Origin of the sequence: Azospirillum lipoferum, assembly GCF_024170005.1 — a bacterium.
Lineage (GTDB): Bacteria > Pseudomonadota > Alphaproteobacteria > Azospirillales > Azospirillaceae > Azospirillum > Azospirillum lipoferum.
Window position 1 is genome coordinate 96,725 of record NZ_JALJXJ010000014.1, and the last position, 16,519, is coordinate 113,243.

Genomic DNA, 16,519 nt, shown 5'->3' on the forward strand with positions numbered 1-16,519 from the left:
CCATTCTGCCCCCGGCCGCAGCCGAACCGTCATGAAATCCCTGTCATTGTTAAGGCTTTTCTTACGCAGCCCTCTCCAGCGGAACCAGACCCGCGACGCTGCGGCCGAACTGCGCGGCGAAGCGGTCGCGGTCGGCACCGGCCAGGGTGAAGGTGACATGCAGGCGGCCGGCACCGCTGCGGTCCAGCGCTCGCACGACAGCGGGGACAGGCTCCAGCCCCGGCAGGGCGATGCGTAGCGCAGTCTCTTCCGCCAGTCCGGCCCATGCCTCCTGCGGCAACCCGCTGAGTTGGGCGCCACCTTCGGAGGCATTGTCGACCGTCACCGGCAGATCGCGCCCGCCGACCGTCAGCCGGCCGGGACGGTTCAGCGGATAACGAGGAGCGGACCGACGGTTCACCTCCGGCGTCGCCGTGCGGATCGCCTCGATCAGCACACGGCGGAGCTGGTCGATGCTGGTGGCGACGCGGGTAGACAGGGCGTTGACCTCGCTGGCGCGTTCGCCGGTGGAGGTCGCTTCCTGGGAGACGGCGGCGATGCGGGTCGCCACCTCCTGCGCGGCGTTGGAGGTCTGGACGACGTTGCGGGCGATTTCGCCGGTCGCCGCCTCCTGCTCCTCGATGGCGGCGGCGACGGTGGCCGACACGGTTTCGACGCCACGCACCCGCTCGGCGATGGCGCGCACTGCGTTCACCGCCTCGGCCGTGGTCGCCTGGATGGCGGCGATCTGGCTTTCGATCTCGTCGGTGGCCCGCGCGGTCTGGCCGGCCAGTTGCTTCACCTCGCTGGCGACGACGGCGAAGCCCTTGCCGGCCTCCCCGGCCCGGGCCGCCTCGATGGTGGCGTTCAGTGCCAACAGGTTGGTCTGTCCGGCGACGTCGTTGATGAGGTTGGTCACCTCGCCGATGCGGGTCACCGCCTCGGCAAGGCGCTGGATGGTCTCTTCCGCCCGGACCGAGGCGCCGACGGCGTCGCCGGTCATCGTCGTGGCGGTGCCGATCTGGGTCGCGATCTCGCGGATGGAGGCGCTGAGCTGTTCCGACGCGGCAGCAACGGTCTGGGCGTTCGACAGCGCCTGAGTCGCGGCGGCGGCGACATTCTGGCTGTTGTCGCTGACCGCACGGGCCGATTCGGCCATGCGGGTGGCGTTGCCAGCCATCTGGCTGGTCTGGCTGGCCACCACGTCGACGGCGTTCGATGCCTCGGTCTCCACGGTTTCGGCCATGCGCAGCAGGGCTGCCTGTTTTTCGCGTTCCGACCGCTCGCGCTCTTCCTCGCGCAGGCGGCGCAGGCGCTCGGCCTCCTCCGCATTGTCCTTGAAGACCCGCAAAGCCTGAGCCATCGCGCCGATCTCGTCGCCGCGGTCGGCACCGGGGATGGCGACGGTCAGGTCGCCCTGCGCCAGGGTCCGCATCGCCACCGTCAGTTCGCCCACCGGCCGGACCACCCGGCGCCGGATGCCGAAGACGCCCAGCACCACGACCGCCAGCACCAGGGCGGAGACACCCCACACCGCGGCCATGAACAGGTCTTCACGGCCGGCGGCATAGACCTCCGTCTCGCTGTTGTAGCGGTTGGTCTCCTCGACGATCCGATCGACGACGGCACGGTGGGCGGCATAGGCCTCGGCGATGATCGCGTAGGAGGCGCGGGCCGCCGCTTCGTCCTTGCGGGCCAAAGCCGGCAGGAACTTCGTCTCGACCTCGGTCCAGAAACGCATCACCGGGGCATGCGAGGTCCGGGTCAGTTGATCGAGCAGGGACGGCTCGAAGCTCTCCTTCAGCCAATACTCGTGCCGCTCGTCATAATCCTTGCGCAGTTGCGCCAGCCGCGCCCGGCGCTGATCGACCAACGCCGGGTCGTTCATCGCCAGCGTCGCCTCCAGATAGGCTTCGATCACATATTCGGGCGGCGGCAGGATGTCGGCGATCAGATCCTTGCCCAGCACGATGCGCTGGTAGATCGGCCCGCCCACCTTCAACTCGCGGATCGCCAGTGCACCGGTAACGACCACCGCCAGGAAACCCAGCGTGACCACCACCCCGAACAGGTTGGTAAGCGCGGCAATCCGGAGGTTTTTCAGCATGATGCAACCCCTGCGCAAAGACGACAGCATAAGGTTGCTTCTCAAAATAAGCCTAATATGACAAGTAAAAAAATTGCTCTGCTATAGAGTGTTACAGAAATGATATTTCTCTGTGCGCTTTGCACGTGGATTGTGCAGAGCCTGCGTAAGGACCGACCAAGGTGCTGGAAACAATCTTAGGTCAAGACCAAGGTGCCGACCCAGCCGACCAGGGCCAAAATCACCAGCATCACCAGCAGCGCCACGATGACGGCATTGGTGCGGCGAATCGACCGGCAGCGCGGGCATCCCTCCTCGTCGGCGGAATAGCGGTGGGCGCAGCGGTCGCAACGCATGGTTTGATCGGTCGTAGTCTGGCCGGTTGCTGTATGGTCAGTCATCGGCGGTTTCCATGGTTCGGAGGCTGTAAGGCCGCATGGATAGCACGCTGGCGCCCCTGCATCCATCGATCGACGACCGGTCAATCCGCCGCAGTCGTCTCGACCGGCGGCACCGCGCGCAGTTCCGTCGCCTGTAGGCGACGCGGGCTGTGGTCCAGCGGTTCCAGCAGCGGCATCTCCGCCCCGTCCGGTGCGGCATGCAGGTCGCGGAAACGGCGCGCGCTGACCAGCACCCGCGATTCCAGCGTCCCGACTGCGTTGTTGTAGCAGCCGACGGCCTTGTCCAGCTGCCCGCCCAACCGTTCCATATGGCTGCCAAGATCGGACAGCCGTTTGTACAGCTCGGCGCCCAACGCGCTGATTTCGCGGGCATTGTCGGCCAGCCGCTCCTGCCGCCAGCCATAGGCGACGGCGCGCAGCAGCGCGATCAGTGTCGTTGGTGTGGCAAGGATCACGCGATGGTCGATACCGGCCTCGATCAGCGCCGGGTCCTGCTCCAGCGCCGCGGAGAAGAAGTTCTCGCCGGGCAGGAACAGCACGACGAATTCCGGGCTGTCGTCGAACTGGTCCCAGTAACCCTTGGTGCCGAGCTGCTTCATATGGTCGCGCACATGGCGGGCATGGCGGGTCATGCCGTCGCGCCGGGCTCCGTCGTCAGCCGCCTGGATGCCGTCCAGATAGCCTTCCAGCGGTGTCTTGGCATCGACCACGATGGTTTTGCCGCCGGGGAGCGTGACGATCAGGTCGGGACGCAGGCGTCCGGCATCCACCGACACCTGTTCGACGAAGTCGCAATGGTCGAGCATTCCCGCCATCTCGCAGACCCGGCGCAGCTGGATTTCGCCCCAGCGCCCGCGCGCCGCCGGTGTGCGCAGCGCCCGGACGAGGTTGCCGGTCTCCGCCCTGAGCGCGCTTTGGGTCTCCACCAGCGACAGCACCTGCTGCTTCAGCCCTTCATAGGCGCCGGCCCGCGTGCTCTCCAACTCGCGGATCTGGCGGTCCATGGCTTCCAGCGTCTGCCGCACCGGATCGACGATGGCGGCGATGGCGGTCTGGCGTTTGTCCAGATCGCCCTTCGCCTGCTCCTGGAAGCCGGCCAGCGTCTCCCGCGCCAGATCGAGGAAGCTGCGGTTGTTCTGGTGCAGCGCCTCCGCCGACAGGGCCTTGAAGCTGTCGGCCAGCGCCGCCTGGGCGCGTTCCAGCAGCGCCATCTTCTCCGCCGCCGCGGTCCGTTCGGCTTCCAGCCGGGTGGAGAGCTGGGCATGACGTTCGCGGGCGTCGGCGACCTCGCCATGCAGGCGGGCGATCTGATGGTCGCGCGCCTCGATCTCCTCACGCAGGTCGTCTTCGCTCCGTTCGGCAAGGTCGAGACGGGTGGCGAACTCGGCATGCAGCGCGGCTGCCGCCGCTTCGGTCCGGCCGGCGGCGGCGCGCAGCACCGCCCAGGCGACGGCGGCGCCCAGCAGCAGACCGACCGCCAGCCCGATCGCCAGCGATACGCCGTCCACCACCATCCCGTTGACCAGGAACTGCGTCACCCCAAATCCCCTCACCACTGGAATGGGAGCAGCCTATCGGAACGAATCGCGAATTGGAACAGGGCGCGAACGCGTGGTGGATCACGCCGGTCCGGCTTTCGCTTTCTCCGCTTGCCCAACCAAGGATACGGCGCCATATCGGAAGCCATGCCGAACGATACGCTCCCCAACCATACGCCCCCCGACGACAAGTCCCCCGATTGCGGCCCAAATTGCGGCGGCCCGCGCGTCCGAGCCATCCCGCCCGGCGAGGACCGCGAACGGCTGATGTGCCCCGATTGCGGTTATATCGCCTATCAGAACCCGCTGATCGTGGTGGGGGCGGTGGCGACCTGGGAGGATGGCCGCATCCTGCTCTGCCGCCGCGCCATCGAGCCGCGCAAGGGTTACTGGACCCTGCCCGCCGGCTATATGGAGGAGCGTGAGAGCACCCGCGAGGGCGCCGCCCGCGAAGCCTGGGAGGAGGCGCGGGCCCGCATCGACATCGACCACCTGCTGGCAATCTACGACATCCCGCGCATCAGCCAGGTCCAAATGATCTTCCGCGCCCGCCTGCTGTCCCCCGACGTGGAACCCGGCCCGGAAAGCCTGGAGGTCGGCCTGTTCGAGTGGAAGGACATTCCCTGGGCCGAACTCGCCTTCCCCACCGTCATCTGGGCCTTGCGCGAGCATCATGAGCGCCTCGGCCGGTCAGACTGCGCCCCGGCGCTCAACCCCACACCGGATGCGCTGGCCCGGTGGGAGAAGATGCTGTAGGGGCAGGGTCTACTTCCCCTCCACCGGAAACTTCGCCACCAGTTCATGCTCCGCCCCGTCGCGCCGGATGGTCAGCGGCAGCCAGGTGCCCGGCGCCTGACGGCGGATCACCGCGACCAGATCGGCAGGCGCGCGCACCGGCATGCCGGCGGCGATCAGGATGCGGTCGCCACTGCGCAGGCCCGCCGCCGCGGCCACGCTGCCGCTGCTGACCGATCCCACCATGATTCCCTCCGGCCCCGGGTCCAGTTGCACACCAAGCTTCGGCCGCTGCGGCTCCGCATCCTCCCGTTCCGGTCCCAGACCGAACACCGCGTCGGCGATACGGCCGTCCAACTCGTCGCAATCGCGGTCGGCGTCCCAGGGCAGCAGCACGGCGGAGTCGCCGATGCCGAGGTCCGCCAACTGGTGCGGAACGCCGTCGCGGCGGGCAACATGCCCCTCCCCCAGGATGCCGACCACGCTGCGACCGGTGGTCCCGCGGGTTTCGGCGATCTTCTCCGCCATCGCGCGGTCCCAGACACCCTGCGCCTCGATGAAGCGCTTGGCCGCACTGTCTGGCGCATCGGCCGGGGCGGCGGAGCGGGCCTCCGACCGATCATGCGCCGCCAGCGTCTCGGTCAGGCGGCTGCGGTAGGCCTCCGTCGGGGCGGCAGGCGTGCCGACACCCTCACGCTCCGCCTCCGGGATGGTGGACCAGCCGTTGCGGGCGGTGCGGCCGATCAGCGACCGCTCCACATTCAGCGCCACCACCGGCAGCCGGTGCAGGCGGGCGAATTGCAGGATCGGCAGGTAGAATTGCGGGTCGAAGCCCCAGACCGTGCGCCAGTCCGTCGCCTTCAGGAACTCGCCCTCCGTCATCTCTCCCGCCACCCAGCGGTCGAGCACCGGTTGCAACCGGCGCGGCAGCATCTCCATCCCTATCGCAAGGTCGGGATTCAACGCGTGCAGCCCGGCCAGGGTGTGGAGTTGCCAGCGATGGTGGTCCGCCTTGTCATGCTGCTCCCCCAGCAGGACCACCGGCGCCTCGGCAAGGCGGCGCAGCAGCGGGACCGGCTCCACCGCCGCGCCGGTGCCGTCGGCCCAGACGCCGGGGGATACGCAGGCCACCCGCGCGGCCTCCGCGGCCCAGCTGACCGAAGCGGCCAGGGACAGTGCGGCAACGGTCAGCAGGGCGATGCGGCGGCGAAGACGCGACGCGAAGGGACGGAAGGGCTGGCGCGACAAGGGCTGGCTCCGTCGGTGCGGGGATTCGCCAAGGTTGGCGCTGCCGGGCGCAACGTCAATGGACAAGGCCGGCTGTTGCGTCGTTCGGCCGCGCCTGACGCAAGCCAGAAGCCCGGCATACTGCCGGATGACAGGCGGTGCAGCGGCGGGTAGGATCGCCGCAGGCGGTGGACCACCGGCGGATGAGGGACCCTCGATGCCCCCATCCGGAACTCCCAAGGCCGTTCCCAGGGCGTCCGCTTTCCCCGCTGACCGCAATCATTCGTGAAGCGCAGCCCCCATGCCGCACCGCAAAGTCGTCATTCTCACCGGCGCCAGCCGTGGTATCGGACACGCCACCGTCACCCGCTTCAGCAACGAAGGCTGGCGCGTGATCTCCTGCTCGCGCGAGGACGTGCCGGCCCATTGCCGCCGCGATCCCAACTGGACCCACCACATCCCGGCCGACCTGTCGGACCCCGCCAGCCGCGCCGCCTTCGTGGAGGAGGCGAACAAGGCGCTGGACGGCGCACCGCTGCACGCCCTGATCAACAACGCCGGCATCTCGCCCAAGACGCCGATCAAGGAGCGGCTCGGCTGCCTGAACGGCTCGATCGAGGGCTGGCACCGGGTCTTCGAACTGAACTTCTTCGCCGCCCTGGTTCTGGCGCGCGGCTTTGCCGCCCCGCTGTCGCGGGCGAAGGGGGCGATCGTCAACGTCACCTCCATCGCCGGCCATTCGGTGCATCCCTTCGCCGGCTCGGCCTATTCGACCTCGAAGGCGGCGCTGTCCGGCCTGACCCGCGAAATGGCGGTGGAGTTCGCCGAGATCGGCGTCCGCGTCAACGCCGTCGCCCCCGGCGAGATCGAAACCGCTATGACCGGCCCGGAATATGACGTGCTGATCCCGCGCATCCCGCTGAAGCGCATGGGCACGCCGGAGGATGTCGCCGCGGTGATCTTCTACCTGTGCGGCCCGGACTCGGCCTATGTAACGGGGACGGAAACCTTTATCACCGGCGGTCAGCATCTGTTCTGAAGAAAATCGGGAGCGGGATACTGCAACGCCCCGCTCCCGATCGCCTAATTACCTCCCCGCCCGCCAGTCGATCAGCCGCCGCGCCGCCTCGGCGATGGTCGCCTCCGACCCGGCGAAGCTGAAGCGCAGGAAACGGCGGCCGCGGGCGGTGTCGAAATCGATGCCGGGGGTGCAGGCGATACCCGTCTCCTCCAGGATCCGCTTCGCCAGCGCCTCGCTGTCGTCGGTCATATCCGACACGTCGGCATAGATGTAGAAGGCGCCGTCGGCCGGGGCCATCTTGGTGAAGCCGGCCTTCGGCAGTTCCTCCAGCAGCAGCGCACGGTTGCGGGCATAGCGGGCGACATGGCCGTCCAGCTCCTCCGTGCAGTCGAAGGCGGCGACCGCCGAGACCTGACTGAGGGTCGGCGCCGAAATGAACAGGTTCTGTGCCAGACATTCGACCGACCGCAGCAGGTCGTCCGGCACGATCATCCAACCCAGCCGCCAGCCGGTCATCGAGAAATATTTGGAGAAGCTGTTGACCACCAGCGCCTGATCATTCACTTCCGCCGCGGTGACCGCGTCGGTCCCATAGGTCAGGCCATGGTAGATCTCGTCCGACACCATGCGCACGCCGTTGGCACGGCACCAGTTGGAGAGCGCGGTCAGCTCCTCCCGGCTCAGCATCGTGCCGGTCGGGTTGGCCGGGCTGGCGACGATCAGCCCCTGCACCGGCTCGTCCAGCGCTTCCAGCAACTCGATGGTCGGCTGGAAGCGATGCTCCAGCCCGGTCGGCAGCTCGACCGGGATCACGCCGGCCGCGGTCAGGGTATGGCGGTAGGCCGGATAGCTGGGCGAGGCCATCGCCACCCGGTCGCCCGGATCGAACGCGGCGAGGAAGCCGAGCTGGAAGGCGCCCGACGAGCCGGTGGTGACGACCACGCGGCACTCCGGCACCTCGACGCCGTAGCGGTCCTTGTACCATTTGGCGATGGCCGCGCGCAGCGGCGGGATGCCGAGCGCGCCGGTGTAGCCCAGCGGGTCCGTTCCGACCACCGCAGTGGCGGCCGCCTGCACCACGCCCTTCGGCGCACCGCTGGAGGGCTGCCCCACCTCCATATGCAGGACCTCCAGGCCGGCGGCCTCACGCTCGGCGGCGGCGCGCATCACCTCCATCACGAAGAAGGGCGGGATGGCTCCCCGCTTGGAAACCTTGGGCTGCTTGCTCATGATCGTCCGTCTCTGATTCTTTTGGGCGGGCCGTTTTCCTGCGGCATCAGTCCCGCTTGCGTTCGCTTTCCACCGTCAGCGCAAGGCTGCCGGCACGCGGGTCGTTCGCCGCCTGGCAATAGCGGATCCCGTTCTCGGTCGACACCCGGCAGCCGACGAAGCTGACCCGGCCGGGGATGGATTGCGGACGGGCCGCCTGGATCTGCGGGGCGGTGGAGGTCTCCTCCAGACCCGACGGCAGGGCGACCGACAGCAGCGCCGCCGGGCCGGCAGCCGGACCGTCGTCACCGTTGGCGGTGCCGACCCCGGCGAACAGGGTGCGGCCGATGATGGAGTTGGCGATCAGCGCCGGCGCGCCGAAGTCGCCGCGGTCCACGCCCTGGGCCACCAGCATGCCGGTGCCGGGGATGCCGCGGCCGGTGCCGAAGGGTGCCCCCTGGGTGAAGGCGCAGGCGGCACCGTTCTCGTCCGGATCGATCACCATCACCCCGGCCCCTGCGGCGACCGGGCCTTTGCCGGTGACACCCAGCAGTTGGGCAGCTCGGGTGGCGCGTTCGGCCGGCGGCAGCGAGGCCACTGCCTTCCAGGCCTGAACCAGGGCGGTACCGGTTTCCGGCTCGCTCATGTCGGGCACATGCAGGTCGGTGATGTCGAAGGGCACGGTCAGCGTGCCGCCGACGCGCGGCTGGTAGGCGCGCAGCTGCGCCGGGTCGATGCCGGCGCCCTGGGCGACCGTCGCGGCGAGCGGCCCGTTGTAGAAGGCGCCCACTCCCTGGCGGCGCAGGACCGACAGGGTCGCGGCCAGTTCCGGCTGGCCGACCACCGCGCCGACGGCGGGGGTGCCGCCGCCAAGGAAACGGCGGCGCACGTCCGAGTCGGCAGCGAGCCGCCCGCCGAAGGCACCAAGATCCTGCACCAGGGCGCGGCTGAGGCCGGGGGAGAACTGAGCCAGCTGTTCGGCCGGGGCGACGACCTGCTCCCACCGCATCGAACCGGACGCTGCCTGGACCGCATACAGGCCGCGCGCCATCGTCGGCATGGCAACACCGCCGGCTCCCACCGGACGCGGCAGGAAATCGACGGTGCGGGCCTTCTTCGACGCGGCATCGAACAGCACGCAGACGCCGCCGCCGGCCAGCCCGACGCGCGACGGCAGGCTGGCGGCCATCGCCAGCGCCATCGCCGCCACCGCGTCGCCGGCCTTGCCGCCCTGGGCGATGATGTCGCGCCCCACGCCGGCGGCATAGGGTTCGTCGGCGACGACGAAGCTCTGCACGGTGGCGTCGGTCTTGAACTTGGTATTGACGCAGCCCGCCAGCAGTGATGCAGCTATGGCAACCGCGCCCAACCGTTGCCAGATTTGCAAGCGAGTGTGTCGCGGACTCCGCCGGTCGCGCGCGGGGGTCCGCTGTTCCAAGCCGGAGGTCGTCACGGTGCGCAAGCCCAGCAGGCTGGTTTCGGTCGTCGCCATCATGTCCGTATGTCTGATGTCGCTGGTGTGGGGAGCGCCACCGGCGAGCGCGCAGCGCCGGTCGGAGATGCAAATCCTCAGCGACGCCGAGACGGACCATATCATCCGCAAGATGGCCCGGCCAATCTTCCAGGCAGCCGGCATCGATCCGGAATCGGTACAGATCCTGCTGATCAACGACCCGACGGTGAACGCCTTCGTCGCCGGCGGGCAGAACATCTTCATCCACACCGGGCTGCTGCTGGACGTCGACAACGCCGACCAGCTGCTGGGTGTCATCGCGCACGAGACCGGCCACATCGCCGGCGGCCATCTGGTGCGTGGGGCGGAGGCGATGGACAATGCCTTCCTCGCCTCGCTGCTCGGCATGGGGCTGGGCATCGCCGGCGGTCTGGCCTCGCGCAATGCCGGTGCCGGGGCGGCCGGCGTCATGCTGGGCCAGCATCTGGCGGAGCGGAACTACCTGTCCTTCTCCCGCACGCAGGAGGCCTCGGCCGATCAGGCCGGCCTGTCCTTCCTGGAACAGTCGGGTATCTCCGCCAAGGGGATGGAGACCTTCCTGGAGAAGCTGGGCGTCAACGATCCGCTGATGAACGACCGTGATGCCGGCTATCGCCTGACCCACCCGCTGACGCGCGAGCGCATCGACGCGGTGAAGGCTTTCGTCTCCCGCTCCCGCTACAGCAATGCCCAGTTGCCGGCGGCGACGGAGGCCGATCTGCGACGGGTCCAGGCCAAGCTGTACGGCTATCTCGATCCGCGCGGTGCCTTGCAGCGCTACAAGGCGAACGACCCGTCGCCCGCCGCCCGCTATGGCCGCGCCTATGCCTATTTCCGCCAGGGCGACATCAAACAGGCGACGCCGCTGGTCGATGGGCTGATCGCCGACGAGCCGAAGAACCCCTACCTCTACGAGATGAAGGGCGACCTGATGCTGCAGACAGGCCGGGCGCCGGATGCGGTGGCCCCCTATCGAAAAGCGGTGGAGATGGCTGGTTCCGATGCCGGAACGATCCGCGTCTCCCTCGCCCACGCCCTGCTGGAGCAGCATGACCCCCGTCTGGCCGACGAGGCGCTGAAGAATCTCCAGATCGCCTCCAAGGGCAAGGCGCAGTCGGCCTTCCTGTGGCGGCTGACCGCGCAAGCCTGGAGCATGAAGAAGAACGACGGCATGGTCGCCTACGCCACGGCGGAGGAAGCGCTTGCCCGCGGCGACATGCCGATGGCCAAGGCCCAGGCGGAGCGGGCGGAAAAGCTGCTTCCCACCGGATCGCCCGGCTGGCTGCGCGCACAGGACATCCGCGGCCAGACCGGCGGTGCCGGTGGCGACAAGCCAGAGCGCTGAGTGGCCGGAGCGCTAAGTGGCCGGCGCTTTGATCATATGACTAAAGCATCCTTCTGGTAACGCAACGGTCATCGAACCGTCCCGGCCACGTCATCGCCGCTTGCTATTCCGCGGACATCGAGCGCGCTTATCCTCAAACGGGCGCGCAGGTTCCGTCCACGGAGTACACCGCATGCCGTCCGCCCGTCTCCTGTCCTGGCACCTGAAGTCCCGGCGTCTGCCATCGGGGCGCAGCGCCCTGCTCGCCACTGCAGCGCTTCTGTCCGCCAGCCTGACCATTGGTGCGGCCCACGCGCAGGACCAGCAGGCCAAGCGCTATCCCGCCACGCTCGCCGGCCATGCCGTTCTGCCAGCCAACACGCTCGTGCAGGCGCCGGCCGAGGCCGGTCCGCTGTTCGCCACCGCCGGCAAGTTCACCAATGCCGACCGCAAGCGCGTGGACGCCGTGGGCACCATCCGCGCCACCTCCTTCGTCGCCGACCCCAAGGCCCCGCGCGAGACGGAGATCATGCTGCCGGTCGCGGGGCAGGCGGTGCAGGGCTTCTCCGCCGTCGTGCCGCAGCCCAATGGCGAGTTCCTGGCGCTGACCGACAATGGCTTCGGCAGCAAGGTGAACTCGGTCGATGCGCTGCTGATGGTCCATCGCGTCAAGCCGGACTGGCAGAGCGGCGCCATGCAGCGGCTGGAAACGATCTTCCTGCGCGATCCCGACCGCAAGATCCCCTTCGCCATCGTCAACGAGAACACCACCAGCCGCTATCTGACCGGCGCCGACTTCGACCCCGAATCACTGGTAATCCAGCCCGACCGCCTGTTCATCGGCGATGAGTTCGGCCCTTATATCCTGGAGCTGAGCCGCGACGGCGTGGTGATCGCGGTGCATGAGACGGTGATCGACGGCAAGCCGGCCCGCTCGCCCGACCATTACCGCAACAACGGCCTGCCGGCGGTGCCGGGTGCGGTCAGCTTCGAGGTCCGCCGCTCCCGCGGGTTCGAACCGATGGGCGTGTCGCCGGACGGCAAGACGCTGTACCCGTCGCTGGAAGGCCCACTGTGGAATGCGGCCGCCAACGCCTTCGAGAACAAGGACGGCCGCGTGTACACCCGCATCCTGGAATTCGACGTCGCCAATCGCACGTACACCGGCAAGTCGTGGAAGTACAGGCTGGAGGACAACGCCAACGTCGTCGCCGACATGGCGATGATCGACGCCGGCAGCGCCCTGGTGATCGAGCGCGACGACACCACCGAAGGGGCGAAGACCCAGGCCTGCCAGGGCGAGGCCAAGCTCGACTGCTTCAACGCCCCGGCCGCCTTCAAGCGCATCTACAAGATCGACATCGCCGGGGCCGACGCCGAGGGCTTCGTCCGCAAGGTCGGCTACATCGACCTGACCGACATCGCCGATCCCGACCACAAAGCCCGCGCCGGTCAGGCGCCGGAAGGCCGCTTCGTCATGCCCCATCTCGGGCCGGAGGGGGTGAACATCGTCGATGCCGATCATATCGTCGTCGTCAACGACAACAACCTGCCCTATTCCACCGGCCGGACGATCGGCAAGGCCGATGGCGACGAGATGGCGCTGCTGTCGGTGGGCGAGCTGCTGCACGCCCGCTGATCACGTGGCCCAGCGATCACGTGAAGGTGAGGTCCGGACAAGCGCTTTGCACTTGTCCGGACCGGATTGTCGGTCCAGTGTGGGCGGCCTTCGGCCCAATGTCCTTCGTGTTTCGGAGACCGTCCACATGCGCCCCGCCCTGCCGTTCCTGCGTTCCGCCCTGCTCGCCCTGCCCGTCGCGGCGCTGGTGCTGTCCGCCGCCGCCCCGGCCCATGCGCAATCGGCCAGCTTCGACAGCAGCCAGAAGGCCGCGATCGAGAAGATCGTCCGCGACTATCTGATGGAGCATCCGGAGGTGATCCTCCAGGCCGTCGAGGCCATGCAGGAACGCCAGAAGACCGCCGAGGCCGAACAGGCCCGCAAAGCCCTGGCGGAGAATAAGCAGGAGCTGCTCCGCAACCCCGCCGACGTGGTTATCGGCAACCCGCAGGGCGACGTCACGGTCGTCGAGTTCTTCGATTACCAGTGCGGCTACTGCAAGGCGGTGCAAGCCGACACCCAGTCACTGATCAAAGGCGATCCCAAGCTGCGCTTCGTGCTGAAGGAATTCCCGATCCTGGGGCCGGCGTCCCTGATCGCCTCCAAGGCGGCGCTCGCGTCCCGTGGGCAGGGCAAATATGTCGAATTCCACAATGCCCTGATGGCCCAGCGCGGCCAGTTGGACGAGGCCGTCATCATGCGGTTGGCCAAGTCGGTCGGGCTCGACACCGACCGGCTGAAGAAGGACATGGAGTCGCCAGACGTACTGAAGGTGATCGCCGCCAACCAGGCGCTGGCGGAGAAGCTGAACATCCACGGCACCCCCGCCTTCGTCTTTGGCGACGAACTGGTGCCAGGCGCCATCAAGCTGGACGACATGAAGCGGCTGACCGACGCCGCCCGCGCCAAGGGCTGAGGCAGATTGTTTGATGACCGGAACGACTGAGCCGTCCGTCGTCGTCTTCGATGTCGGGCAGGTGCTGATCGAATGGGATCCGCGGCATCTCTACCGCGAACTGTTCGACGGCTATGAAGACCTGATGGAGGATTTCCTCGACCGGGTCTGCACCCCGGCCTGGAACCTGGAGCAGGACCGCGGCCGTCCCTGGAAGGACGCGGTCGCCCTGCTGACCGAGGAACATCCGGACTGCGCCGAACTGATCCGCGCCTATGACGACATGTGGGAACGCATGGTCCCCGGCCCGATCCCCGGCACGCCGGAGATCCTGGCGGAGCTGAAGGCCCGCGGTGTTCCCGTCTATGCCATCACCAACTTCTCGGTCGACAAGTTCGAACTGACGCGCAAGCGTTTCGACTTCCTGAACGGCTTCGACGGGATCATCGTTTCGGGTCAGGAACAGCTGGTGAAGCCCGATCCGGCGATCTACCGGCTGCTGATGGACCGTTACGGTCTCGAACCGAAAGACTGCTACTTCATCGACGACAACCCTGACAATGTCGAGGCGGCCAAGTCTGTTGGCATGTCGGCGCACCTGTTCCTGGGCGCCGAGGCCCTGCGGCGCGATCTGGAAGCGCTGGAGTTGCTGTGACGCGGTCCCCTATTCCGCCGCCGCCTCGCGGTCAGTGGCGGAGTTGAAGGCGTAGGTCTTCCAGGTCGGCTCATAGCTGTCGTCGGCCTGGTTGCCCCAGACCGACCAGTTGGGCCGGGCGCCGCGGGCAAACATCTCCAGATAGGGGCCAGGGCTGCAGGACTCGATCAGTTCATACTGTTCGTCGGGCTTGCGGCTGTGCTCGCGCTTGCGGCTCTCGATCAGGTTGACCTGGGTGCGGCCGGGCGGCAGCGTCCGGGCCTTCTTGCCACGGACGCCAAACAGGATCAGTTCGGTCACATTGCGGAAGTAGAACCCCACTCCACGCCCGTCGGACCCGCCATCCTTGCGCACCTTGTGCCAGATCAGGTTGGTCTTGTACTCGAAGCCCCAGCTGCGCATCACCTGCAAGCCTTCCGGCAGCAGGGCGTTGGGAACCCAGAGATAGAGGTGGGCGGTCGGGGCAACGATGTCGGCCACCGGCAGGGCGCAGATGTCCTCCACGGTCATAGTGCCATAGCGCGACAGGCGGCGATGCTCCGGCGCCATCTTGCCGGTGCGGTTGACGAAGCGCCAGGGCGGGTCCGCCATCACGGTGGCGAAGCGCCGGTCACCGGCGAAAGCCACCAGATCCTGCGCCGGATCCGATGCCGTCGCCACCGTCTTGCTGTCGCCCATCACTGCCTCGAAATCCTGAACAAATAGGGTACCGGGAGGGGTGCAAACTCGCACGGGGGGACAGCGCCGTCAATCCGGTCTGAACCGCAGAGCTGATGCTGTCACAGGCGCCGGTGATGCGATCCCGTCACTCCTCCTCGCCGGCTTCGGCCATGGCGCGCAGGGAGGCGCGCTCGGCGACGCTGACGGTCAGGCCTTGGGTTTCCACCCCTACTGCCCGCAGCTTGGCCAGCGCCCGCGACAGGGTTTCCGGCTGCATGCCCAGGCGGCGCGCGATCAGCGCCTTGTCGAAGGGAAGCTGGAACTGCGCCGGGCCGTCGCCCGGCGGGCAGACGCGCATCAGGAAGGCGGCGACCCGCTGTGGCGCCGGCTGGACCTGAAGCTGTTCGATCTGCGTCACCAGATGGCGCAGGCGGACCGACAGCGACCCCAGCATGCCGAAGGCGATGCGGTCGTCCTCGCGCAGGCAGCGGGCGAATCCGTCGGCGGTCAGGGTCAGGACGCGGGCGTCGGTCACCGCCTCCGCACAGACCGGGAACTTGCCGTCGGCGAACATGGCGGCCTCGGCGAAGCTCTCCGCCGGGCCGATGACATGCACGACCGCCTCCGTCCCGTCGCGGGTCAGGCGGTACAGCTTCACCCAGCCGTCGAGCAGGACGAAGAAGCGGTCGGCAGGCTCGTCCTGAAGGAACAGGGTGGTGCCGCGCGACACCGGCCGTACGATGGCGACACCGCCCAGCAGGGACACCGCACGGTCGGTCAGCTTGGCGAACAGCGGGATCGCGCGCAGTGCGGTGGCGTCTTCCGACGACAGATTCGAATGCGACAGGTTCGAATGGTTGACGGTCATGACAGCTTCGCCTCCCCGCTCGCCGACGGAATTGATGTTGCCAGAGGTGCTGGTTGAGGCGGTGCCATCCCGGTACCGCGCAGCAGCATCCAGGCATTGACGACGATCCCCGTCACGTCCGAGATCATCCCCGGCACCGATCCCACCAGACTGTTGTGCACGAACCAACAGGGCAAAGCCACCAGCATGGTGCCGCGGAAGCGCGCAACCTGCGTTTGATAGCGGGCAAGGCTGATCAGCGCCATTCCCGCCGCGGCGAAGGCCGACGGCAGACCGGTCCAGGTGACGGCCATCACCGCGGCGATCACTGGCAGGATCAGCAGATAGACGATGCGGAAGGCCGGCCGGCCACCAACCGCCAGCGCCGCCACCACCTGAAGCGCAGCCAGCCCATTCAGCGCCGCCGCGGTCGGGGCGCCCACCATGGCGAAATGCAGGGCGAAACACACGCAAGGTACCAGCTGCATCAGCAGCATGGCGGTGCGACTGCGGAAGAACGGCCAGAGCATGCCGCCGAGCGTGCCGCAAAAGCCGAGCAGCTGCGCCACGGACCATCCATCACCCTGAACCACGCCCTCAACCGCCGAAAGCAGGTCGGTCAGCAGCTCGCTCATACCGGATCGCGCCTTCGACAGCGTGGGACAGCGGACAGGAAAACAGGAAGCCGGGTTGGAAAAACCGGCTTATTTAACGGCATTGGGAACAGCGCCGGCCGCCCCGGAGGGCGGCGCCAAGGAGCAGGCATAGCGCAAGAAAACAGAGCGGAAGACACACGCAACGAACAGCCGGGCCATGCTGGAGCCACAGCCGG

At 68.0% G+C, this 16,519-nt stretch carries 15 protein-coding genes; 6 read left to right on the forward strand and 9 right to left on the reverse strand.

The features are described 5' to 3' along the window. Window positions 1-61: 61 nt before the first annotated feature. From J2848_RS27275 to J2848_RS27285, 3 genes are all read right to left on the reverse strand, one after another. Window positions 62-2,086: a methyl-accepting chemotaxis protein gene (locus tag J2848_RS27275; RefSeq protein WP_149229701.1), complete on the reverse strand. Its 2,025-nt coding sequence runs from the start codon at window positions 2,084-2,086 to the stop codon at window positions 62-64. A gap of 176 nt (window positions 2,087-2,262) precedes the next feature. Continuing rightward, the gene (locus J2848_RS27280; RefSeq protein WP_149229700.1) at window positions 2,263-2,466 is read right to left on the reverse strand and encodes a hypothetical protein; all 204 of its coding nucleotides are present in this window, start codon (window positions 2,464-2,466) and stop codon (window positions 2,263-2,265) included. 80 nt (window positions 2,467-2,546) lie between these two features. Continuing rightward, complete coding sequence (locus J2848_RS27285; RefSeq protein ID WP_246193654.1) at window positions 2,547-4,004, reverse strand: DNA recombination protein RmuC; 1,458 nt, start codon at window positions 4,002-4,004, stop codon at window positions 2,547-2,549. Window positions 4,005-4,151: 147 nt separating this feature from the next. Here J2848_RS27285 and J2848_RS27290 point away from each other — a divergent pair, with 147 nt between their 5' ends. Next, a complete protein-coding gene (locus J2848_RS27290) occupies window positions 4,152-4,760 on the forward strand; it encodes an NUDIX hydrolase (protein WP_149229699.1) in 609 nt (202 codons plus the stop codon). Between the two features lie 9 nt (window positions 4,761-4,769). Here the strand turns inward: J2848_RS27290 and J2848_RS27295 are convergent, their stop codons facing one another. Further along, window positions 4,770-5,987: a ChaN family lipoprotein gene (locus tag J2848_RS27295; RefSeq protein ID WP_246193653.1), complete on the reverse strand. Its 1,218-nt coding sequence runs from the start codon at window positions 5,985-5,987 to the stop codon at window positions 4,770-4,772. A gap of 280 nt (window positions 5,988-6,267) precedes the next feature. On the opposite strand from J2848_RS27295, the gene J2848_RS27300 reads away from it, so the two are divergent. Further along, window positions 6,268-7,005, forward strand: a complete 738-nt coding sequence (locus J2848_RS27300; protein WP_098739178.1) for an SDR family NAD(P)-dependent oxidoreductase — start codon at window positions 6,268-6,270, stop codon at window positions 7,003-7,005. A gap of 48 nt (window positions 7,006-7,053) precedes the next feature. Here the strand turns inward: J2848_RS27300 and J2848_RS27305 are convergent, their stop codons facing one another. After that, window positions 7,054-8,217 carry a pyridoxal phosphate-dependent aminotransferase gene (locus tag J2848_RS27305; RefSeq protein WP_149229698.1) on the reverse strand — a complete coding sequence of 388 codons (1,164 nt, stop codon included), beginning with the start codon at window positions 8,215-8,217 and terminating at the stop codon, window positions 7,054-7,056. Between the two features lie 46 nt (window positions 8,218-8,263). Further along, window positions 8,264-9,691: a gamma-glutamyltransferase gene (locus tag J2848_RS27310; RefSeq protein ID WP_246193652.1), complete on the reverse strand. Its 1,428-nt coding sequence runs from the start codon at window positions 9,689-9,691 to the stop codon at window positions 8,264-8,266. On the opposite strand from J2848_RS27310, the gene J2848_RS27315 reads away from it, so the two are divergent. The 4 genes from J2848_RS27315 (at window position 9,690) to J2848_RS27330 (ending at window position 14,180) form a co-directional block, all read left to right on the forward strand. After that, window positions 9,690-11,033 (forward strand): M48 family metalloprotease, encoded by a 1,344-nt coding sequence (locus tag J2848_RS27315; RefSeq protein ID WP_246193651.1) that lies wholly within the window; start codon window positions 9,690-9,692, stop codon window positions 11,031-11,033. The genes J2848_RS27310 and J2848_RS27315 overlap by 2 nt on opposite strands. A gap of 172 nt (window positions 11,034-11,205) precedes the next feature. After that, window positions 11,206-12,651 carry an esterase-like activity of phytase family protein gene (locus J2848_RS27320; protein ID WP_149229696.1) on the forward strand — a complete coding sequence of 482 codons (1,446 nt, stop codon included), beginning with the start codon at window positions 11,206-11,208 and terminating at the stop codon, window positions 12,649-12,651. 127 nt (window positions 12,652-12,778) lie between these two features. Then, window positions 12,779-13,546 carry a DsbA family protein gene (locus J2848_RS27325; RefSeq protein ID WP_149229695.1) on the forward strand — a complete coding sequence of 256 codons (768 nt, stop codon included), beginning with the start codon at window positions 12,779-12,781 and terminating at the stop codon, window positions 13,544-13,546. A 13-nt stretch (window positions 13,547-13,559) separates the two neighbouring features. Continuing rightward, window positions 13,560-14,180 (forward strand): HAD family hydrolase, encoded by a 621-nt coding sequence (locus tag J2848_RS27330; protein ID WP_149229694.1) that lies wholly within the window; start codon window positions 13,560-13,562, stop codon window positions 14,178-14,180. A gap of 9 nt (window positions 14,181-14,189) precedes the next feature. Here the strand turns inward: J2848_RS27330 and J2848_RS27335 are convergent, their stop codons facing one another. From J2848_RS27335 to J2848_RS27345, 3 genes are all read right to left on the reverse strand, one after another. Further along, window positions 14,190-14,858, reverse strand: a complete 669-nt coding sequence (locus J2848_RS27335) for an MT-A70 family methyltransferase (protein ID WP_149229693.1) — start codon at window positions 14,856-14,858, stop codon at window positions 14,190-14,192. A gap of 127 nt (window positions 14,859-14,985) precedes the next feature. Further along, window positions 14,986-15,708, reverse strand: coding sequence for a Crp/Fnr family transcriptional regulator (locus J2848_RS27340; RefSeq protein WP_246193648.1), 723 nt, complete (start codon window positions 15,706-15,708; stop codon window positions 14,986-14,988). Then, window positions 15,705-16,322 carry a YgjV family protein gene (locus J2848_RS27345; protein WP_149229692.1) on the reverse strand — a complete coding sequence of 206 codons (618 nt, stop codon included), beginning with the start codon at window positions 16,320-16,322 and terminating at the stop codon, window positions 15,705-15,707. Before J2848_RS27345 ends, J2848_RS27340 begins: the two co-directional genes overlap by 4 nt. Window positions 16,323-16,519 lie beyond the last annotated feature (197 nt).